The following is a 22,318-nucleotide window of genomic DNA, read 5'->3' on the forward strand; positions in this document are numbered from 1 at the left end:
GTTCCCCTCCTATGATTATTATCAATCATTAACTTCCATTAAAGCCCAATATTTCGGTTTAGTCAAATCATTAATTCATGTTTTTATACTATATGACCAATTATAATGTGAGAATGACATCTCATTCGTTACATGACTAAAAAACATATTTAATGTAGAACCTATAGAATTTCTTTGAGGTTCCACTAAGTAGTAGCGTCAGCGTGGGCTCTCAGAAAAAAAAGAACCATCTACTGAGGATGGTTCAAACGAAAGACTCACACGGTAATCATCTGTTCCTGGCACTTCAGAAGGATTATTAGTACGTTGTGGGACTCTGTAACAGGCAGATTGCAGACTAATACACCCGAAGCTCCACCAATTCCGCATAAGAGCTCCCATTCATCTCTTCTACCGTCACTCGCACAGCATCGGCTACAATTGGAGAATCCAGCCTCAGTCTATTCGTCCGGCGCCGATTGTCCCGAACCGAGGACACGACCTGCCACTCTCCGCCAATTCGAGCCTCTATCCGATAGTCCTTCGCTAGCTCTGGAATGACTTCGAAGCTAGTCCGGTGATGATGAAGATTGATGAGATCCTCATTCACATCATCATTCCACGTCACCAGAACCTCGCTGATGGAGACTGCGCTCTCCCAGCCAAGCTCCAGCCACTCCTCATGGCCTGCACCAGCCTCTTCCTGAGAAACCCACATATTCGGGCCGCCATATGGACGCTTGAATCCACCTATAGCCTTTTCTGGTGAATAGGCTTCGGTACCAGATAGGACACGGAAGCAGAACGGACGGCGGACCATCGTCTTCATGCTCCATTCAACAATGAGCTGCGACGCGTCATGATCCTCCAGCTCGGCAACAGCATGCGGTGCTGCTCCTCGCTCGAACGCCAGTACACCAGTGAACGGCTCATTGGACTGATGAAGCGTGATGTGCTCATTGCTGCGGATGACGACAAAGGCATTGCATAAGCGCTCCGGCTCCCATTCCAGCTCGAGCTTGACCCACTGGCCCGCTCCTCTCCCGACTGCCGTCGAAGTACTCGCAACTAAGCTCTGCGGCACATAGTTCTCCATCAGCCCTGTGTCCCACAGCTCAACGCTTAACGAAGTGTCCTCTGCTGCATCCACCAGCAGCTCCAATCCGTGCAAGCTAGGATCTACAGGGAATAATAGGCCTGCATCATAGACTAATGGATAGCACTTTTCTCCATTCTCGACAGCAATGCTGCTTCTTGCCGATGAAGCACTCACGCGCGCCTGACGCGCCAGATCAGCCGGATCATGATTGGCAAGTCCGATAATAGAGGCGTCCTGCCTCAGCAGCGTCTGCTGAAGCGCATCTAATTCGGTCTCGTACAGCCCTCGCGGCGACACGTTCTTCTCGATGCACAATGCGGCTGCCGTCCCTGCCGCTTCCCCCATAACTGCACAGGTCGCCATGACACGCGTCGTCCCGAAGGCTACATGGGATGCGCTGACGTTGCGTCCAGCGAACAGCAGGTTCGAGACATTCACCGAATATAAGGAACGGTAAGGAATATGATAAATGCCGTCCGGATGCATATGCTTCGAGCCGCTCTCTAGCGCATACATTCCCTGCGGCGGATGAAGATCGATGGACCAGCCTCCGAAGGCAACCCGGTCCTCGAGTTGCCGCTGCTCGATAACATCGTTCTGATTCAGCACATAGTCCCCTACAAAACGTCTGTACTCTCTTTTACCAGGGATAGACCCTACCCATTCAAGCGTCATCGTATCGGCTTCGAATTGCCCGGAGTTCTTAATATAATCCCAGATGCCATAGATCACGGACCATAGCTCGTCGCGAATACGCTCGTTATCATGCACCGTATCCAGCTCTCCGCCCCATTCAATCCACCAGTAATGACAGCCGGAATCACCGCTGCGAATCACTCTCTTAAGTGGAATTGGCGTCTCTGTAATATCCTTGGCGAAGCTCGGCGGCACGAACTTCACGGGTCGGCCTGCATCCTTCGTATAGAAGAGCAGTGTGCTCCCTAATGTAATCTCGTCTGCCACCTCAGGTGCCCACGCTTCACCATATTCATGCGCCGCCTCGCGCCCGATTCGATAGCGTGCATCTGCAAGAAACCCAATCAATCCGTCTCCCGTGCAATCGAGGAAGATCGGGCTCTCATAGCGAATACGCCGCTCCGAGCCCATCATCCAGCCTGTTACTGAGTGAATCACACGCTCCTCTTCACTTCCATCAGCCTCTACTTCATGCACGTCGGTGTTCAGGAACAACTGGATGTTGGACTCTGCCCGCACGGTCTCCATAATGACCAGATCCCACAGATAGGGATTGCCCTCTGGATTGCGGAATTGATTCTCGACGAATAATTCGCCCATAATCCCCGTCTCTCGGGCATAACGGTTCGTTCCATGACAGGTCGCCCCGCATACCCAGACTCTTACCTCACTGCTGGAGTTGCCTCCGAGTACAGAGCGGTTGTGCACGAGAGTGACGCTTTGTCCCAGCCTTGCCGCAGCTACCGCAGCGCACACCCCCGACAAACCTCCACCGACAATCGTAATATCTGACTTAATCGTTTCGTTACGCATCTATCTGTCACCCCTTAACAGCAGAATTGGTCAAGCCTTGGATAATGTAACGCTGTCCGAGCAAGAATACGATGATCATCGGTATAATGCCAGCTGAAGCAGCAGCCATCATTCCGTTATAGTCCACGGTGTTCTCCAGAATAAAGTTCTGCAATCCTAATGGGACCGTATACAATCTCTCGTCAATCAGGAAGACTAACGCATTCTCGTAATCATTCCATTGCCAAGAGAAGTCGATAATAGCGAGTGTTGCAAGAGCAGGCTTCGACAGCGGCAGAATGAGCCGGAAGAAGATTCGGAAATGTCCCGCTCCATCAATGAATGCTGACTCTGTAATCTCATTAGGGATCGACAGGAAGAATTGCCTCAGCATGAATACCCCGAAGATCGTGAACAAACCGGGCAATATGAGCGCCCAATGCGTATTGTAGATGCCTGCCCATTCGAACATGATGAACTTGGGAACGAACAGCACCTGCGGCGGAACCATCATCATCGACAAGTACAGCAGGAACAGCGCATTGCGTCCCTTGAATTCGATTCGGGAGAAGCCATAGGCAGCTAACGCTGATAGGAAAGTCGCGCCGAGCATCCCGATAATCGAGATTTTGAGAGAGTTCAGATAATACGTGCCGAAGCTCTTGGAGCCCGTCCATACTTTGAGATGATGCTCCCAGGTAGGGCTTGATGGGATCCATCGAATCGGATATTCGAATACTTGCGCAGGTGTCTTCAGGGAAGTGCTGATCATCCACAAGAAAGGAATAACCATAACAATCCCGAGCACCAGCATGACGATCGTAACGGTCAGCTTCTTCGTCACGTCGGCTGATTGGCTTCGTTTGATTTCCATCATCTATGTCTTCCTCTCTGTTCGCATCTTAATAGTGAACCCATCTTTTTTGTCCGATCCATTGCACCATGGTAATGAGCAGAATGACGATGAACAGTGCCCATGAGGTTGTCGCCGCGTAACCCATCTCGTAATAGCGGAAGGCATTCTGATAGACATAGAGCGATAAGATCGTCGTGCTGTTGCCCGGGCCCCCTTGCGTGATGGCCTGAATAATACCGAAGGTTTTAATCGTCATGATTAATCCCGTTATAAGGAGAAGGAAGGTCGTCGGACTGACCAGAGGCCAGATGATTTTGCGTAAAATATGTCCTCTCCGCGCCCCGTCGATCTTAGCTGCTTCGAGCAGCTCGGGCGATACCTCCTGCAGGGCAGCCAAGTAGATGATCATGTTGTAGCCTAGCAGGAACCATACCCAGATAATGTCGATCGCCAGCATCGATGTTGTCGTCGTGGACAGCCAGCCCGGCGGATTGTCGAAGCCAATGCTGCGCAGGAAGCCGTTGATCGGTCCATCCTTAGGATGGAACAGCAGCATCCATACGAAGGCAACCGCAACTCCGCTCGTAATGTACGGCATGAAGTACAGGCCGCGGAGCAGCTTTTTCAAATAAATCTTCTGATTCAATATGACCGCCACGATGAACCCTAAGCCGATAGATACCGGGACTGCAAGGAGAAAAATAACGGTGTTCTTCAAAGAAAGGTAGAACATAGGGTCATGCAGCAGTCGATTGATATTATCCATTCCAACGAAATCAATCTTCGGATTCATGAACTTATAATTCGTAAACATCAATCCGAACGAGTAAATAGCCGGAATTAAGAAAAATAGCAATACACCGAGCATGTTAGGCCCGATAAATACATATCCGAGCAGCCGTTGCCTTCTCATCCAGTTGTTGTTTTTCATGCGTTTAATCCTCGTTTCTTCTTGGGATACCTCAAGTTTATCAACGGCTCAATCAATCGGTAATGAACAAATCCACCTTATTCATTAAACAATTCCATACAAAAAAAGCCGCCCCACAGGCGACTTTCACATTAAATTGCATCAAAATGTTCTACTCGTTACGGATCGCGCAGCCCTGTGTGCCAGAACAAGAAAGAGGGACCGCCGCACTGCGGCAATCCCTCCCTATTCAACCGACCGAGCACAAGTCCTATTTGTTTTGCTTCAAATAGTCATTATGTCTGGTCACCATGGCTGCAAGCGTATCATCGATGGATTGTGCGCCTAAGAAATACTTCTCGTATTCCTGTGTACGCAAATCCATGACCTCCTGCGGAAGGCTCCGCACGTAGGTTGGTGTCTTGTTCTCGAACATCACATACATCAGAGAATCAAGATCATACGTGTCAGCCTTATCCCCTAGCATGCTCTCCAATGCTGCATCCTGGTCAGCATCCTTGGACGCTGGCAATCTTCCTCCCGCAGCCATCGGAGCCATGCCTCCGTCTGAATACCATTTCAGGAATTCCCAAGCCGCATCCTGATTTTTGGACTTCGCGTTGATCGAGATGAAATCTCCGAGTCCGCCGCGCGTTACATATTTGTCAGCGCTTTCTTCAAGTCTTGGAACTGGAGCGAATGCAATAGTGAAATCACGAGGGAAGTCCGTGAAGTTATTCGAGCTGCGAAGCAGCCATGCACCGATATTCAGCATCGGCACCGTGCCGCTGAGGAACTCTTGCTCAACTGGCATCTTGGAAGTCAGCTGCTCGCCGAGCGGAGGCGTCGTCTTATCCTCCGTCATCATAACGTTAAGCGTCTCCAGCCATTTCTTAACGAGTGGGTGATCGAGATTAGAAGTGCCATCTGCCTTGGTGTAGCCAGCCTGCGAGAGCACCGAATCAATTGGATCAACATAAGGCTCTGTATTCTGGATGAAGCCATAGCCGTCAGCCGGCTTCAGCTTCTGCGAGTATTCGCGCAGCTCGTCCCAGGTCCAATCCGTCGGGATTGGGAGGCCCACTGCATCGAGTGCCTCCTTGTTCAAGGCAACGAAATAGGAGCTTTTGGTTGTCGGTATGCCGTAAAATTTGCCGTCAATCTTCCAGCTCTCCGCATCGGCGCCCATTTTCTCACCGATATTATAGTCCGTATATTTGCTAAGGTCTAACGTAAGTCCTGATTCTTTCCGCTTCTCGACTCGTGAAAGCGTGTAGTTGACGAATAGATCAACATCCTGCCCCGTCATCATTGCCGTATCGAGCTTCAGGTTGCCATCGTCATCATTAACGTAGCGGACATACTCCACTTGAATGTCTGGATGCTCCTTATTCCACGCATCTACAACCTCCTGCGGTCCCGCTTCTGGCGGAACGCCACCCCACATCTTTAATTTAACGGGATCGCTGGACTTAGCAGGCTCGCTTGCGGTGGGAGCTGCTGTTGCATTCCCCGGACTAGCTGTATTGCCGTTGTTGCCGTTACCCGAGCATCCTGCCAATAAGCCCGCTATGAGTACGAGCGACACCATGCTGGTGAACCATTGTTTCTGTCTCACAAGAACGACCTCCTTGAATGAACTTGAATTGTGCTGCACATCAAGGATAGCAAGATAACAGGCATAGTTATAAGTAACAAATTAGCGCTCCCTATGGAACATAACTATACAATTCCAAGAGCGTGGCCGAATCGATAACGTACCAAATCGTTCTATCTCGTCAATCGGTACTGACTTGGCGTCGTTCCCGTCATCCGTTTGAATATCTTGATGAAATAGTTATCATTCATAAATCCGACGTTCTGTCCGATCTGATTCACAGGCAGGTCGGTGCTTTTCAAATACTCAATCGCCTTCTCAATGCGAATGCGATGCAGATAATGAATCAGCGTCTCACCGGTCTTCTTCTTGAATAAGGCGCTCACATAATTCTCGCCCATCATGACATAGCGCGACAAAGAGCCTAGCGTAATTTCCTGATCGTAGTTTTGTTCTATATACTGAATCATTTTCTTCACTTCGGGATGTGTGATTTTGTCTAATGGCGATCCCTGAGTGGGTGGTTCAATTGGCGCATTCGGTGAGACGGGCGAGCTGGTCAGCTCGAGGCTTATCTTCGCAAGCGTCTCTCTCAGGTCCTTCACACTCATCGACAGCTTCAGAATATAATTGGATGCACCGTACTCCATCGCCTGTCTCATCGATTCGAAGTCGCCAATGCACGTCAGCATGACGAACTTGGAGGAGATTCCAGCCTTCCTCGTCTCCTTGAGCAGCGCGAGACCATCCATCTTCGGCATGACAATATCACATAATACGAGATCAGGCGGCTCCTTGCGGATCAGCTCCAGCGCTTCCTCGCCATTGCTCGCCTCACCTGTTAATGTGAAGCCCATATCCTCCCACCGGATAATCTCCTTCACCGATTCACGCACGAAGGTTTCGTCTTCCACCAGCATTACTTTCCACATGGACTAATCCCCCTCACCAGAATCCATTATCAAGATATCGATTGCCGGTTCTCATAAGGCTCCGACAATAACAGTGGCAGATACATTCGGAACAGTGTTCCCTGATCCAGCTGGGTCATCTCGAGCGCAGCCTTATCCTTGAATAGCAGCCTTAATCTCTCTCTCACGTTAGCGAGGCCAATGCCCGGACGCTTGCGCCCCGCTTCCTGATTCAGCTTCGATCGCTCCAAGCCTATTCCGTTGTCCTCGACCTCCAGCACTAATTGAGTCGGGTTCTTCTCATTCAGCTCCATCCGTATATAGATCCGTCCGCCTTCACCCAGGCTCGCAATACCGTGCTGAATCGCATTATCCACGAGCGGCTGCAGGCTAAGCTTAGGAACGAGTGCATACTGAATATCCTCCTCGTAGCTGAATTCAACCTCGAAGCTGTTGCTGTACCTCACCTGCTGAATATAGATGAACGCTTTGGTCAGCGCAATTTCATCCCTCAGATGAATAAGATCCACTTCCGAATTCAGGCTCGTCTCGAGCAGCTTGCCAAGGGACAGGCAGATCTCCACGATCTCCTCGTTCTTGCTGCGTAGACCGATCCACTTCATCGTATTGAGTGTGTTGAGCAGAAAATGCGGATTCACCTGAGCGAGCAGCATTTGGAAATGCACCGCATCCCTTTGTCGCTCCTCCGCCTTCAGCCGCTGGACTAATGCATTCATGTCCACCATCATCTCGTTGAAGGTACGGGTCAGCTCCAGTATTTCCCCCTTATAGTTCTTCTCCGGCAGCCGGATTCTCAAATCCTTGCGGACAGCATCCTTCATCTTGTTCTGCATATGTGACAGCGGCCTTGTGAAGGTGTAAGCAATCATAAAAGCGACAACGATGAAGGCAGCTGTGATGAAATAAAAGGTGACAAAATACTGCTGCTTCAAGCTCTCGATTTCCTTGAATAGAATATGAAGCGGAATCTGGTTGACCATATACCAATCGAGAGAGGGCAAATAGCTGTAGTTCACCAGCGTATTATTCGTCGTGTCCGTCCAGTGCCCATTAACGGGAGAGAGAATGACCTTCTCGATTGCATCAGGCGACAGCATGGCCTCCGAATTGGATTTGGCCATAAGCTCTCCTTTTCGAGATATAATGAAATAAGCTTGATCGCTTGCTGAGCTTTGCAGGAAGGACTGGAACCAGAAGGAGAAGTCGATGCTGATTCTCGCCCAGCCATACGGTTGATTGCGGCTGTCGAGCAGCCCTGCATATAGAGAGAGTAAGGTCGAGCTCTTGGATATATCCCGTGATACGTAATTCTCGTCGTCGGGCACCCAGAAATAAGAGGACCCAGTCTGCTTCATTGCGGCAAAAGACGAGGTACCAGCTATTTGATCGTAATCAAGCTTGTATCTAGGCTGATAGGACGTATAGACATGTCCCTGACCGTCGAGAAGTGTAAAGTAAACAGAAGGATTATAGAGAAAAAAGCTATTGTTGAAGTTTTTGAACTTATTTTCCATCATATCTTTATTGCCCAGAACAGTTCGTTTGTCCGGATGCTGCAATATATCTCTCACGTCGACGTCCTGCTCCAAGAACATAAGCGTCTTGAACGCAATGCTGAGCTGGTCCTCTAGTGAACGATGCAGCTGATCGAGCTGTTCGTGGCTCTGCTCGCTGATTTTGTTCTGTACGAGCGTCTCAATCTTTTGATAATTATAGAAGTTCAGAATACTGAATGGGAGCAGAATAACGAGGACGAATACGGCAAACAGACGATATTTGAGTTTATGGGGAACGAAGAATCCTATCAAGCCTCGCATTATGATTACCCCTTTGCGCCATGGTGCACCCATTATATCACTTCATTCACGGGCTGAAAGAGTTTCTATACGAATTGCATGAATATGTGTGACCAGCTGACTAGGATGCATCAAAATGTTCTATCGGGCAACACCTATCGAGCTCATCACATCAAGTAAAACATGTTGTTACATCCAACAATCACATTCCATAGGTCTTTTTTACCAATTTTATCAAGGAAACTCCAATCCTTATCTGTTACACTACTTTTGCTGGATTTTAACAAATTTTCAAATTGCACCATATATCCAGACAACACAAATAAGGGAGTTTCCACCATTGAAAAAGCTTCTTTTGACTTGCATGGCCTTTATCCTGTTATCAAGTATCTGGGTTTCACCTGCACTTGCAGGGTTCAAGGATGTAGACGGCATCCCCCAGTACAGCTGGGCACAGCAGGCCATTAATGAAATGCAGCAGCGCGGCATTCTAACCGGATATTCCGACGGCACCTTTCGGCCCGGTCAATCCGTAACCAAAGCCGAATTCACAGTTATGCTGTATCGTCTCTTCCCTCTGCTCCGCAATACGGATACCACTGCTATTCCAGGAGTCCCGGATAGCCATTGGGCCAGTCAGGAATTCACTGAGCTGTACAGCACCATCTGGCCAATCTATGCGGCGGATGTACAGGACTTCAATGACGAGAGCTACACATACCTGCCGGAGAAGAAAATGACCCGTTGGGAGGTATTAATGACGCTGGATGCACTGTTCAGCGATATGGAGGGACCGATGCTCGAGGAAGTGGCGACATCGGAAGCTGTAAGCAAGTTGGTTCGGGTGAAGGATGTTCCGCAGATCAAATTCGATTCCTACGAGAAATTCAAGAATAGCAGTGAGAAGCTGTCTCTTATGATACCTAGGCTTTCCCTGATTAAGGAGGGAAGTGAGCTGGATTGGGCCGGCGACTTGAACTATGTGAAGGCTGCAGCCCTCTATCGTTATATGAACCTCGGAATCATTACGCCGGACGCTAAGGGTAATTTCTATCCGAACAGATCAGTTACACGGGCGGAGGCCGCAACTATTCTGAACCGAATGCTGGCAGCAGCGGGCGAGGATTATGCTTATGTGATACCGGAGGAGTCCCTATCTGGTTCTTATCTGTACCCTGGAGGGGGAACCGGATTCGGTTCAAATCTGTATTACATGGAGCCCGAAGAGACGATCATTTTGGCTGACGAGCCCGACTGGTACTCGAACCCGAGCAAGGCTCTGACAAAGGTAGCGATTGATATTGAATCAGAGCAAATCATGGATGTCTACGTGACCATTAATGATCAGATGACCAAGTACACCTATGAGCAATTGCAGAACACTGCTAACAGGGTTATCCTTGATGTGACGGGTGTCAAAAGCTTCGATGTCCAAGGCAAAGCAAGATACCCTGAGCAATTACAAGAGGATGGGAACAATGAAGTGATGATCTTTGTTCGTGATCCGGAGCTGGAACTATAAGCTAGGTATAGAAATAGGTATAGAAAGGTCCCCACAGTCTGGACACTTGGAAGCAGTGTTCCGATCTGTGGGGACCTTTTATCGCACAAGCAATGGATTAACACCTTACATGCTTGCGTTTGAAGCCAATTCGTGATTTCTCTACTGCATTTTGAATATTGGCAGAAGCGTTCAGCAGCTTGCTCTTGGACTTGTCCTGTTGAACTTCTACTAGGCCTACTTCATTCGCTATCTCAATAGCCTTTTCATGCAGCGGCACATAGGATACCCCGACGGTGTAAATAAAATTATTCATAGAGTACTTCGTTCGCTCAGGAGCATCGTGAATCGTATTTTTCGCCAATTCAAGCATATCGGCCAACTTGCTCTCGGAGAACTCGCTATCCTTCCGATTGCCGAGCAGCCAGCAGTAGCAGCTCCAGCCCGCGGACATTCTCAGGTCTTCGCCGCTTGCGATCCATTTATCAGCAACCTCCTGTGCAATATCGGCCTCTGCCAAGGTTACTGCAACCACGAAGTCGGACAGCATGTAGAAGTATGCCGTATCCATCCAACGATCGAAATCCGCTACTGTCATCGCTTTCGGGTCTGCAATTACGCCTGCAAAGTACATAGCGTCATAGTTTCCAGTCGCGTACAGCTGCTCAGCCAACGGCTGATCTATTTTGATTTTCTTCGACATAGGCTTCATGGCACCTGTTGCCACGCCGAATACCGGCTCATGCGCGCCATTGGACATATATATCTTCTTGGTTCGTTCCTTGCCGAGAGCTTCAAGCTCCTGCATAACCAGTTCTAGATTCATCGCTGGACACTTCCTTCTTGTTCTAGATTCTGCCTCTTATCATTCTAAGCGTAGTCAGCTGATAGGCAAAGCCTAATGACTTCTTTAACTACACTTTTCCAAAACTTTGACCGAGTTATTATTAATGGTTACATTGGAATACCCCGACAGCGTTTCTGTATAGGAGCATATCGTCTTCGTTGTTTCCTTGAGAATCACTTATTAGAATACCTGTTTCAATTGCGACAATGTCAATATCTGATTGGTTGTCGATGGTTACGGAAAAACTCGTGAATGGATTGAAAAAGTCCGCATTTTCTTTGTAGATGGCACTGAATGTAACGATAATGATACAGCCAACAGCAATACCCATTATGTACACTGACTTCTTACTCAATAGTATAACCTCCTTTATAAGTAAGAAACGTAACGCTCAGCAATCACCGGCTCGATGATAGGATAGTTTTCAATTGAATCCTCCACATGATAGATCGTTGGCAAGTCGGCCGCAAGCAGCATCACAAGACTTTTCAAGAGCCCTTGTTACTTGCGCCGCTTCTGAGCGATTCTTGAATAAATAAGGAGGGCTGCGATAATCATGCTTATAAAACCGATATTTTCTGCCGTTCCCTGTTCCATCCCGAATACCAAGCACAGATTCGTAACCAGGCTTTTTACAAGCAGGGACACTACAATCAACATTATTGGCCGAATAAAATTATATTTTCTCATCTTCGTACCACTCCTGACGACAATCCGTAGTAGAGTCTCCCCCTAACTCCGGCTAATGAAACCGTTTTAATGGGAGCAATCCCGGCAAGTATACCAGTTTCCTATCTGATCGTCTATCCGTCACGACAATCCCGATCGATCGCGAAATTCCTGCGGGGTCATGTTCGTGAAGGCCTTGAACAGCTTAATAAAATGCGGCACGGCCTGATAGCCGATAATTTCAGCAATCTCATATATTTTTTTATTGGTGCTGCGCAGCAAATAAGAGGCCAATTCCATCCGATATCGCATAATATAATCGCTCAGATTGTTTCCCGTTTCTGCACGATAGGCTCTCGACAAGTAGGCGGGATGAAGACCGATGTGCGCCGCGATCGTCTGCAGTGATAAGTTGCCGTCCGTATTCACACCGATGAAATGGTGGACCTTGTCAACTAAACCTGTCTGCTTCTCTGCTGAATCCTGCGATTGCTCTCTAAGACTTCGGAGCATGAAGAATGCCCACTTCTCCAACTGCTTCAGTGAAGGAGCAGCCGGCATGAGTCCGAAGGAAGACTCGCCGAACTCGCTAAGCAGCTTCCCTTTCTTATGCGCCATATACTGGTAGGCGTTAGCGATGGCGAAATAAGCTTCATTCGCATGCTCGGGAGGATAGTTCTTGCTTTTCAATTCAACGAATATCTCGATTAGCTTCTCCTCTGCATGCACCCAGTTCCCCGTATCGAGCAAATGAATAAGAAGAGGTGGCCGATACAGTGACGTCAGCGTTCCGATCTGAACCTGATCGTCGAGATTATCTCCGATTCGCAGAAATACGCTTTGCCGCTTCTCTTCGATCACCCTCATACCATCGATTACTGATCGATATAGTCCGGGGACGCCTTCAGGGAATTGCGTCCAATTCTCAGCCAGCACGATGGAGATACTGCCACTGAGGAGAGCTTCCACCTTTTTCTTCAGCGCTGCCATCCGAATGTCCATCCCACCCCGAAGAGCATGCTCGTTCGCATCTGTTCTCTCCTTAGCCGAAACCATAATGACGAGATATTCGTTATGATCGCGGCAAAACCACAAATGAAAGGCGTCTCGCAGTAATTCCTCCGCCATATTCGTAACCGCATATTCGATAAGCTCTTTATCCATTTTCTCATAATCCTGCAGCTTTCCTTCCAGCCTTACGACGAACAAGCCTACTCTCTGCTGCAAGGAGAAAGGTAAGTTTAACAGGAACAGCTTCCGTTCCAGCTCTGAGTTAGGGATACCGTAGCCATACAGCAGACGATTCAACAGCTCACCTTGCAGTGCAGGCAAATTCTCTCGAAAAGCGTACACATCACGCTGCTGCTGCTGCTGCAGCTTCATTTCGCAAGCGATTTCTTCGGCTAGCTTGGCCAGCGTCTCCCGCAATTGCTCCGGGTTAACGGGTTTCATCAAGTAACCAGAGGTATTATAAGGAACTACGCTTTTGGCATATTCGAAATCCGCATAGCCCGAAATAACGACAATTTTGACTTTACGTCCCATTTCACGGATTTCACGAATCAGCTCGATTCCGCTCATCTCTGGCATACGTATATCCGTAATGACGATGTGTATGCTTTGTTCTTGATAGAGCTTCAAAGCTTCTCTACCGGAATAGGCTTTATGAATACGACTAATGCCCAGCTCTTCCTTCGGAATTGTAGCGGCGAAGCTATCTACTTGAGAGGGGATATCGTCTACGATCAGAACTTCCAACATCAGAATCGCCTCCATCCTTAATCATCAGCGCCACTCGAAGCCCGCCTAGGTATGAATGTTCAATTAGAAGCCCTGAGGATTGACCGAAGTAATGTTTGATACGCTGATGAACGTTGCGCAGTCCAAGACTGTGATCCTCACTCGCTTGCAAGGACAAGGAATGTCTTAACGATTCCAGTTCCTCTTGCTGCAATCCTACTCCGTTGTCTTCAACGACGAGCTCCCAACCATCCACAGTTCTGTTGCCGGTGATAACGATCTCGAATTGTCCGGCCTTGCCTTCCATGCCGTGCACGATCGCATTCTCCACTAGCGGCTGCAGAAGCAGCCGTGGCATAAGAGTAGACATCATGCCAACCTCGATATGTTCATGGAAATGCAGCCGCTCGGACTGCATCCGATGGATTTCCAAGTAATTGCGAATCAATTCCATTTCCTCAAGCAATGAAGTCAATTGCTGCTCCGTCCGTGTCGTATAACGGTAATATTGGCTCAAGTGCTGTGTGAATGCGACAATCACTTTGGTCCGCTCCAGCTGCGCCATGCTTTGAATATAGGCAAAGTTATTATACAGGAAATGCGGATTGATCTGAGCCTGCAGGTGCTTGAGCGAGGATTCCTTGGCGTGAAGCTGCTCCATGTACACCTTATCAATAAGTGTCTGAATATCTTCGGACATCAAGTTAAACTGCTCGATCAAATAATGGAACTCGTTGTGGGGGCCGAGCTTGATCCGATGATTATACGCACCACGCCGGAGCGATCTCACCGCCCGGATCAGGTCGTTGATCGGCTTCTGCACGTTGCGGTACAGCAATGCTGCAGAGGCAATGCCCATCAACAGCAATAGCAAGCCCGCAGCATAAAACATACGCTTGCTATGATCAATAGGCGCCAGCACTTTTTTCATCGGCTGGAAATCGACCATATACCATCCCAGAGAATCTGAGGTTACGTAATTGACAAGATACGGCTCATCCTGAAAGGTGATCTTGATCGATCCTTCGGTCGGATTCTGTGCTCTGATGATGTTGAATTGCTCCGCCATGGCGTTAGCCAGCTCAGGGTCGAGCTCCCGCGGAATGATAGGGTCAAGGCCCGGCTTGTAGAGGAACGGCTGTCCGACAGTGCCCTGCATAAATCTTTCGAGCATATTCACAAGGTTATTCGAAGTGAATGTAACCTCAACATACAGATTCGGATCTCCAAGCTTGGATAATGATTCAAAAGGTGTGATTAAATTCCGCACGAACGCTTTCTCCGGTCCCCGGTCCGTCACGATTACGCGATAATCCCAATGATCCTGGATAGCATCCTTGAAGTACTGAGCATCGTAATTTTGCTTCATATTCGTAGACACGACGATATCCGATAAAGGAGAATAGACGGTGAAATCATTTACCCATTCGAAGGAGGTTGACTGCATATCCAGCTTCTGCAGCAGAACTCTCTTCGATGCGAGTGTGGAATAGTCGGGCTCAGAGGAAGTCCGGAGCTGCATTTGCAGCGTATCCGGGTCGGCCGCGATGACAAAGGCGGAACGCCATAATCGGTCCGCCTCGACGTCCATCTGCTCCACGAAAAATTGAATCCGATTCAAGTTCATCTGAAGCAGCTCTTGCTCGACAACACTGGTGCTGGTCTTATTGGAGGAATTGTACATGACGATAATAGGGATAAGCATCAGGACGATGACGATCATGACTTTCGTGAAAATATTCATTTTGCCGACCGTTCCGCGTCTGATCTTAAAAATAAGGCTCACCCAATTCGATCATATTTTATGTGGTCAGAGTCTCACTAGGATTTCACCGAGCCAAGTACGATTCCTTTAACGAAATACTTTTGCAAGAACGGGTACACGAGCAATATGGGCAGCGCCCCAATAAATATTTGCGCCGACTTAACGGTTCGGTTAGAAAAGTTTTCTATACTTTCCAATGTTATACCAACCCTAGACAAGTTGTCACTAACAATCATAGAGTGCAAATAAGTGGCAAGAGGATAGCCATTCGGATTGGACATATAGATCATGCCGTCAAACCATGAGTTCCAATGAAAGACCATTGTAAATAAAGACAATGTCGCAATAGACGGCATCGATACGGGCAGATAAATACTCCATAGCACCCTCAGATGACCGGCCCCGTCAATATAGGCTGCCTCTTCCAGCTCCTGCGGAATCGTCCGGAAGAAATTGAGCATCAGAATCATGTTCCATACACTGACGGCCGAAGGCAGCACCAACGCCCATATCGTATCAATCATGTGCAGCTTGCTTACCAATACATAAGAAGGAATCAGTCCTCCTGAGAACAGCATTGTGAAGACGAACACCCAGATATAAATTTGACGTCCAGGGAATTTGTGCACGGATTTCGACAAGCTATAGGATGCCATCGTTATGACGGCCATCGAGAGCACCGTACCTAACACGGTCCGCTCTACCCCGGTCCACAAGGACTGGATGAACATTTCGTTGCTGAGTGTCTTCACATAAGCATCCGTCGTAAAGCCGATTGGCCAGAAATTGACGATATTAGCGGTTGCCGCAGCCCGCGAGCTGAATGATAACGCGAACACATGGAGGAGAGGAAGAACGCAAATCAGCGACAACAAGCTAAGAAAGATCGTGTTCGAGATCGTGAATACGGTGTACCCTCTAGAGCGATAGCGCATGGTCGTTCCTCCTTAAAAAATCCGGTAGTTGGCTAATTTGAAAGCCATTCTGTAACTGATTACGATCAAGATGAAGCCAATCGCCGATTTGAATAGTCCGACAGCCGTACCGAAGCTGAACTGTCCGTTGTTCAAGCCTTCCCGATAGACGAACGTATCGATGATATCTCCATGTGAATAGACAAGAGGGTTATAAATATTAAGGATTTGATCGAATCCAGCATCCAGAATCCTGCCGAGCGACAAGGTGGCGACGACGATAACGATTGGCATCATAAGAGGAATGGAGATTAATTTCACCTGATGCCAGCGTGAAGCTCCGTCAATCTCAGCCGCTTCATACAAAGCCGGATTGATGCCCACCAGTGTAGCGAGGAATATAATCGCAGAGAATCCGAATTCTTTCCACACATCGCTTAGAACGACCGTGAATCGGAACCAATTGCCGTCACCTAAGAAAAAGATGCTCTGGATACCGAACGAATTCAGAAGACGATTGACGATTCCGCCCTCCGTCGATAGAATATCGATCAGAATTCCCCCAAGGATGACCCACGATAAGAAGTGCGGCAAATAGACGAACGTCTGCACGAATCTCTTGAATAACATCTTGCGGACTTCATTGAGCAAGAGAGCGAAGATAATTGGGACGATCAAATTCACGATCAGTTTAAATGAGGCAATAATTAAAGTATTCCATATGATCTGCTTGCCGTCCGGATAGGTGAACAAATACCGAAAATGCTCTAAGCCTACCCAAGGCGAGCCTTTAATCCCAAGCCATGGCTCATAGTTCTGGAAGGCAATAACGGCCCCGAACAAAGGAACATATTGAAACACGAAGACCAATGCTAAGGCCGGCAACAATAGAACATGGAACGGCCAAGTTTTTCGCCAATACGCTGCCATTATGCATCCTTCCTATCCTTTGGAAAATAGAGAAGGAGAGAGCCAAGGCTGCTCTCTCCTCCGTCATCGAATCCTTTATTCTTCAAATGTAGCCTGTGATCATTACTGGTTTTTCGCGTACCATTCGTTAACCTCGTCCGTAATCTTCTGGCCGCCGTTATCCAGCCATTGCTTGACGAATTCATCGAAGTGCTCCACCGGCTTTTCGCCGTAAATGATTTTCAGATAGCTTTCCGTAGCGAGCTTCTTCAGCAATTCGCCTTTAGATTTCATCGTTGGTGTCATTGGTCCGGTAAAATAGTTCTTGCCTTCGGTGACGGCTTGGTTAATCCGTACGCCCGCAGCGTCAAGCTGTCTCTTCTTCATTTGCTTGGTGTCGAATTCCATCGCCGTTACGGGCTCTGCGTTCGGATCAGCCAAAAACTTCTTGACTGCTGCAACGTTGGAGTGTGGGATACTTGTAAAGTTGCCAAGAATATTCGTCATCATGAAGCGGATATCCATCGTGCCTCCGTCTTTCAGCGGCCATTGGTCTGCTGGTACACCCGCCTCTTCATAGTTACCCTTGATGACTTTGCCGTCCAATTTCACATAGTCGTACCCTTCATGATAGCCGTCTTTCCAACGCGGATCGAAGTACGGATCGCCTTCCAGCTCCAATTTCTTCGCGAATATTTTGTTGAAGTACGCGAACCAGGCATCGATATGCTTGAAGTCCTTGTTGAATACCGTGAAACCCTGGGTCAGCGGCTTCTCTGCTCGGCCCACCAAGCCATTCGGCCCGGCCGGAAGTGGGTACGCCTGGAAATCGGCATCCGGATTGTTTTTGGTCGCATCACCGAGCGGCCAATCGCCCATCCAGAACGGTCCGAACATAATGCCGGCCTTGCCGCTGGCTGTCAATTCGGAGGCTTTTCCCGGATCCTTGATTCCGGCTTCTTTATCCAGATAGCCTTTACTCATCCAATCTCTCATCTTCTGCAAGTACAGCTTGGCGTCCGGATGGATCGCGCCGTAGCTCAGCTTGCCATCTGCGTCCTTGTTCCAGAACAAGCGCACGTCGTACGTATTGATCATTTGATCAGTGAGGGCAGAGACGATCGCGTCTGTCTGGCCCATCCAAGTCCATGGCCCTTCTTTGAGCGGTACGGCTAGACCGATCGTGTCGTTCTTACCGTTCTGATCGGGGTCACCCTCCGTGAACTGCTTGAGAACGTTTTCAAATTCATCAAGCGTTGTAGGCGCCTCTAGTCCCAGATTATCAAGCCAGTCTTTGCGGATCCACATCACAGTGCCTTCGTCACCCATGAAGAAGGCTGGCAAACCATATATCTTGCCGTCTTTCTTGACTTCGCCCAGTGCGTAGCTATACTTCTCCAACAGCTTCTTATACTCGGGATGCGCATATTTCTCGATCGCTTCATCCAAAGGCATCAGTTTATTGGCCGCAAGCAAGTTTTGCAGCGGGTCGTTCCCTGCGGCGAATGCATCAGGCAGCTTGCCACCGCTGGAGAGCAGCAGGCGAAGCTTCGTATCATAATCTTCTGGCTTCGTTACAATAAAATCGAATTTCACGTTAATTCCCATATTTTCTTTCATCCAGCGGAGATTCGCATTGTCTTCCATAGATTCACCAGGCTTGAAAGCATTGCCCCGCGAAGTTCCATCGTCCACAATGGCGGTCGTAATCGTAACCGGAGGGTCGAACTTCTGATTCCACTTCTCCGCCGGCTCTTCCGCTTTGGCGGGCTCCGATGCGGTAGGAGTACTGGTTGAGGCTGCCGGACTTGCCGCGTTCTGATTGTTGCCGTTCGTGCAAGCGGCTAATGTCGGTAATAGTGCAATGGCAATCGAAAGCGTTAATAATCTTGCGACCTTCGCATATCGACTCATAAATTACCCCTTTTCTTTGGACATTGGTGGTACGCTTCAAATTATATGGACTTGGTGGAATTCCGTATATATTCGATTTTTAACGTGATATCGAAAAACGTACATTCCTTCCCAATCGATTTCATTCAGGCTAAGCCACCGCTTAATCATGCTTGATGAAATCTATTCCCGTCTAACGTCCAAATTTTCTTTAGTTAAGCCACTTATTTCTCATTTCCCCTCTCACCACCTCATATTAGCGAAACTACTTTCGCTGTTCCATCTACACTAGGCCCGTGCAGCACAGTTAAAGTAACCAGCTTCGCTACTCGTGAACCTGCTTTCGCTATTTAGGAACTTTGTTGCGCTATCCTTCCATTTCCCCTCTCACCACCTCATATTAGCGAAACTACGTTCACCAATAAGGTAATCCAGTGCGCTAACCTTGCTCCCCCCTCCTACCTCGCATTAGCGAAACTACTTTCGCTGTTGGAGAACCTACTTTCGCTATTTCATCTACACTAGGCCCGTGCAGCACAGTTACAGTAACCAGCTTCGCTACTCGTGAACCGACTTTTTGGAAAACCACTAATTACATATGAAATTCCCACAAATTAGTCATGTATTTTTACAAGATGCTCTATGTTAATTTTAATTAGAAAGCGCTTGCAAATAATCATCAAGTTATTGACTCAAGACCAGATTAATGATCACCAATCATCTGACAAAGGAGAACTCAATGACTAATCGAATGAACAAATCTTTCTTATCACTTACCCTTGTCACTGCCCTTCTGCTCTCTCTGTTCGCATCCGTTGCCGCCGCTGATGCCAAGGGTGAGCAGCAGCCTAAGGAAGCGCCTAAGAGCAAGCTCCAATCCTATGTAGACGACATGCAGCCCGGCTGGAACCTCGGCAATACATTAGACGCAACAGGTGCTGATGAAACCTCGTGGGGCAATCCGCGCGTAACCCAAGAGCTTATTACCAGCATCGCTCAAGAAGGCTACAAAAGCATTCGGATTCCCGTCACATGGGATACGCATATGGGTGCAGCGCCGGATTATACCATTGATGAAGCCTATCTTGATCGCGTAGAAGAGGTTGTTGGCTGGGCGCTGGATGCCAAGCTTTATGTCATGATTAACGTCCACCATGACTCCTGGTTATGGATAAGCCACATGGAGAGCAAGCATGATGAAGTTATGGCCCGTTATAATGCAGGCTGGACACAGATTGCTGATCGCTTCAAGGATCACTCGAACAAGCTGATGTTCGAGAGCATTAATGAGCCTCGTTTCACGGATGGCGGAAGCACGGATGAGACGAAGATGGAACAGATGGTGGAAGAGCTTAACACATCCTTCCACAGCATTGTCCGGAAATCCGGCGGAAGCAATGATGTGCGTCCACTGGTGCTGCCTTCATTAGAAACCTCTCCTACTCAATCTAGAATGGATGGGCTTTACCAGACGATTACAGCTCTGAATGATCCTAATCTAATCGCAACCGTACATTATTATGGCTTCTGGCCATTCAGCGTGAACATTGCGGGCTACACCACCTATGAAAAAGATACGAAGAACGATATCACCCAAACCTTTGATCAGGTGTACAATACTTTTGTCGCCAAAGGTATTCCTGTAATCGTCGGAGAGTTCGGTCTGCTCGGCTTCGATAAGAACACAGGCGTTATTGAGCAAGGCGAGAAGCTGAAGTTCTTCGAGTATTTAACCTATTATTTGAAAAAGAACAGGATTGCTTCTATGCTCTGGGATAATGGGCAGCATTTTGATCGCAAGACATATAAGTGGTCTGATCCTGAGCTTCATAACATCCTGATGTCAGGCTTAAAGGAACGGTCAGCCACCTTAGTTAACGATCAGGTCTACCTCCAACAAGGTGCTGCGATTAAGGATACTAAAGTAGGGATTAACCTGTTCGGCAATAAACTAACGACCATTAGTGCTAATGGCAAATATCTAAAAAGCGGGACGGACTATAACATGAAGGGTGAAGCTCTAATCCTCAAAGCCAGCCTGCTTAATAAGCTCACCGCTTCACAACAATTAGGTGAAAATGCTGTTCTAACTATTAAATTCAACAAAGGCGTTACATGGAAGCTTAAGATCATCGTGTATGACACTGTGAAACTCAGCAGTACAGAAGGTACAACGGAGTCCTTTGCCATTCCAGCTGCTTTTAACGGCAACCAATTAGCTACCATGGAGGCCGTGTATGCAGATGGCGGCAATGCCGGTCCCCAAGACTGGACTTCATTCAAAGAATTTGGCTATACCTTCACTCCTTCTTATGACACGAATGTAATCGAGCTGCTCCCGAACTTCTTCAAAGATGTGAAGGACGGCGAAGTCCTATTGAAGTTCCACTTCAGGAATGGCGATATCGTTACGTATACGATCACGAAGAGCGGAACGAGTGTTGTAGGTAAAGCAACGGAATAGTAGAATCATAGGATCAAGAACAAACGGCATTGTCCTCCTCTTAGGACGATGCCGTTTGTTTGGATAGCGATTCAAAATATTCGACAACGACCTCACGAAATTCCAGAGCAGCCTGCGAAATGTATCTACTCCTGTGCCTTAATAAAGCAATCTCCCTTACCAACTCGTCATTCTCTACTTGGATATACTTGATATCCTCCCGTGAGAACCTTGCCGTGCTTGGTATGAAGGCTATGCCAATATCTGCTTCAACCAGAGAGCTTAGCCTTGCAGGCTCATCTCCCTCGTACACATATTTAGGTTCAAAACCCGCCGTCTCGCAAATGGAGTCCACTAAATCGCGAGTCCCGTAGCCTCTCTTAACACCGACAAACCATTCATCCCTTAGTTCTGTCAAGGATACGCTGCTTCGGCCTGCCAGCCGATGCTCCTTGTGAACAGCTATTAGGATCGGGTCGATGAACACGATTTGACATTCAATGTCATCCCCTTGAATCGGTGGTGAGGACAAGCAGTAGTCGACTTCTCCTCTATGAAGAAGCGTAGCCATTTCCTTCATGGTTAGCATCTGCACATGAAATTGGATATCGGGCCGCTTTTTCCGAAATTCTCTAAGAATATGGGGTAACGTGCTTGCGGTGGTCACCGCCAATTCGAGTGTGCCGTGCTCCGGGCTGGCCAAATCGCTTATTTCCTGCTTCCCCTGTTCCAGTTCAAACAAAGCCCTTTCTGCACGTCGAAGGAATCTGCTGCCGAACTCATTCAATCGCAGCTTCCTTCCTGTTCGATCGAATAGAGGGACCCCTAGATCCTCCTCCAAGCGCCCAATTGTTTTGCTAAGTGACGATTGAGTAACGTGCAGACTTCGTGCAGCTTCTGTCATATGCTCCAACCTAGCCACCGCGATAAAATATTGCAATTGAAGAAGTTCCATTGTGACCCTCCATTCATTCCTTCAA

General features: G+C 48.2%; 18 protein-coding genes. 2 read left to right on the top strand and 16 right to left on the bottom strand.

Annotated elements, in window-relative coordinates:
- Nucleotides 1-337: 337 nt before the first annotated feature.
- From AC6ESP_RS11110 to AC6ESP_RS11135, 6 genes are all read right to left on the bottom strand, one after another.
- On the bottom strand, nucleotides 338-2,587 hold the full coding sequence (locus AC6ESP_RS11110; RefSeq protein ID WP_497096792.1) for an FAD-dependent oxidoreductase: 2,250 nt from the start codon (nucleotides 2,585-2,587) through the stop codon (nucleotides 338-340).
- A gap of 7 nt (nucleotides 2,588-2,594) precedes the next feature.
- Nucleotides 2,595-3,443, bottom strand: coding sequence for a carbohydrate ABC transporter permease (locus AC6ESP_RS11115; RefSeq protein ID WP_497096793.1), 849 nt, complete (start codon nucleotides 3,441-3,443; stop codon nucleotides 2,595-2,597).
- A gap of 25 nt (nucleotides 3,444-3,468) precedes the next feature.
- Nucleotides 3,469-4,353 carry a carbohydrate ABC transporter permease gene (locus AC6ESP_RS11120; RefSeq protein WP_497096794.1) on the bottom strand — a complete coding sequence of 295 codons (885 nt, stop codon included), beginning with the start codon at nucleotides 4,351-4,353 and terminating at the stop codon, nucleotides 3,469-3,471.
- Nucleotides 4,354-4,603: 250 nt separating this feature from the next.
- Nucleotides 4,604-5,950 (bottom strand): ABC transporter substrate-binding protein, encoded by a 1,347-nt coding sequence (locus AC6ESP_RS11125; RefSeq protein WP_497096795.1) that lies wholly within the window; start codon nucleotides 5,948-5,950, stop codon nucleotides 4,604-4,606.
- 152 nt (nucleotides 5,951-6,102) lie between these two features.
- Entirely contained in the window at nucleotides 6,103-6,861 is a 759-nt protein-coding gene (locus tag AC6ESP_RS11130; RefSeq protein ID WP_497096796.1) for a response regulator transcription factor, read from the bottom strand.
- Nucleotides 6,862-6,890: 29 nt separating this feature from the next.
- A complete protein-coding gene (locus AC6ESP_RS11135) occupies nucleotides 6,891-8,678 on the bottom strand; it encodes a sensor histidine kinase (RefSeq protein ID WP_497096797.1) in 1,788 nt (595 codons plus the stop codon).
- 319 nt (nucleotides 8,679-8,997) lie between these two features.
- On the opposite strand from AC6ESP_RS11135, the gene AC6ESP_RS11140 reads away from it, so the two are divergent.
- The gene (locus AC6ESP_RS11140; protein WP_497096798.1) at nucleotides 8,998-10,179 is read left to right on the top strand and encodes an S-layer homology domain-containing protein; all 1,182 of its coding nucleotides are present in this window, start codon (nucleotides 8,998-9,000) and stop codon (nucleotides 10,177-10,179) included.
- 97 nt (nucleotides 10,180-10,276) lie between these two features.
- On the opposite strand, the gene AC6ESP_RS11145 is transcribed toward AC6ESP_RS11140, so the two are convergent.
- The 9 genes from AC6ESP_RS11145 to AC6ESP_RS11185 all read right to left on the bottom strand — a co-directional run bounded on the left by AC6ESP_RS11145 (nucleotide 10,277) and on the right by AC6ESP_RS11185 (nucleotide 18,916).
- The gene (locus AC6ESP_RS11145) at nucleotides 10,277-10,984 is read right to left on the bottom strand and encodes a DNA alkylation repair protein (protein WP_497096799.1); all 708 of its coding nucleotides are present in this window, start codon (nucleotides 10,982-10,984) and stop codon (nucleotides 10,277-10,279) included.
- A gap of 121 nt (nucleotides 10,985-11,105) precedes the next feature.
- Entirely contained in the window at nucleotides 11,106-11,360 is a 255-nt protein-coding gene (locus AC6ESP_RS11150) for a hypothetical protein (RefSeq protein WP_497096800.1), read from the bottom strand.
- Nucleotides 11,361-11,374: 14 nt separating this feature from the next.
- A complete protein-coding gene (locus tag AC6ESP_RS11155; RefSeq protein WP_497096801.1) occupies nucleotides 11,375-11,497 on the bottom strand; it encodes a hypothetical protein in 123 nt (40 codons plus the stop codon).
- Nucleotides 11,498-11,506: 9 nt separating this feature from the next.
- Nucleotides 11,507-11,695 carry a hypothetical protein gene (locus AC6ESP_RS11160; RefSeq protein WP_497096802.1) on the bottom strand — a complete coding sequence of 63 codons (189 nt, stop codon included), beginning with the start codon at nucleotides 11,693-11,695 and terminating at the stop codon, nucleotides 11,507-11,509.
- A 120-nt stretch (nucleotides 11,696-11,815) separates the two neighbouring features.
- On the bottom strand, nucleotides 11,816-13,435 hold the full coding sequence (locus tag AC6ESP_RS11165; protein WP_497096803.1) for a response regulator transcription factor: 1,620 nt from the start codon (nucleotides 13,433-13,435) through the stop codon (nucleotides 11,816-11,818).
- Complete coding sequence (locus tag AC6ESP_RS11170; RefSeq protein WP_497096804.1) at nucleotides 13,389-15,200, bottom strand: sensor histidine kinase; 1,812 nt, start codon at nucleotides 15,198-15,200, stop codon at nucleotides 13,389-13,391. The genes AC6ESP_RS11165 and AC6ESP_RS11170 overlap by 47 nt, the downstream gene beginning before the upstream one ends.
- Nucleotides 15,201-15,235: 35 nt before the next feature.
- Nucleotides 15,236-16,114, bottom strand: a complete 879-nt coding sequence (locus AC6ESP_RS11175) for a carbohydrate ABC transporter permease (RefSeq protein ID WP_497096805.1) — start codon at nucleotides 16,112-16,114, stop codon at nucleotides 15,236-15,238.
- Between the two features lie 12 nt (nucleotides 16,115-16,126).
- Complete coding sequence (locus AC6ESP_RS11180; RefSeq protein WP_497096806.1) at nucleotides 16,127-17,023, bottom strand: ABC transporter permease; 897 nt, start codon at nucleotides 17,021-17,023, stop codon at nucleotides 16,127-16,129.
- Nucleotides 17,024-17,125: 102 nt separating this feature from the next.
- The gene (locus tag AC6ESP_RS11185) at nucleotides 17,126-18,916 is read right to left on the bottom strand and encodes an extracellular solute-binding protein (RefSeq protein ID WP_497096807.1); all 1,791 of its coding nucleotides are present in this window, start codon (nucleotides 18,914-18,916) and stop codon (nucleotides 17,126-17,128) included.
- 718 nt (nucleotides 18,917-19,634) lie between these two features.
- On the opposite strand from AC6ESP_RS11185, the gene AC6ESP_RS11190 reads away from it, so the two are divergent.
- Complete coding sequence (locus AC6ESP_RS11190; RefSeq protein WP_497096808.1) at nucleotides 19,635-21,359, top strand: cellulase family glycosylhydrolase; 1,725 nt, start codon at nucleotides 19,635-19,637, stop codon at nucleotides 21,357-21,359.
- 40 nt (nucleotides 21,360-21,399) lie between these two features.
- On the opposite strand, the gene AC6ESP_RS11195 is transcribed toward AC6ESP_RS11190, so the two are convergent.
- Nucleotides 21,400-22,293 (bottom strand): LysR family transcriptional regulator, encoded by an 894-nt coding sequence (locus AC6ESP_RS11195; RefSeq protein ID WP_497096809.1) that lies wholly within the window; start codon nucleotides 22,291-22,293, stop codon nucleotides 21,400-21,402.
- Between the last annotated feature and the right edge of the window lie 25 nt (nucleotides 22,294-22,318).

This window comes from Paenibacillus xinjiangensis (assembly GCF_059686975.1).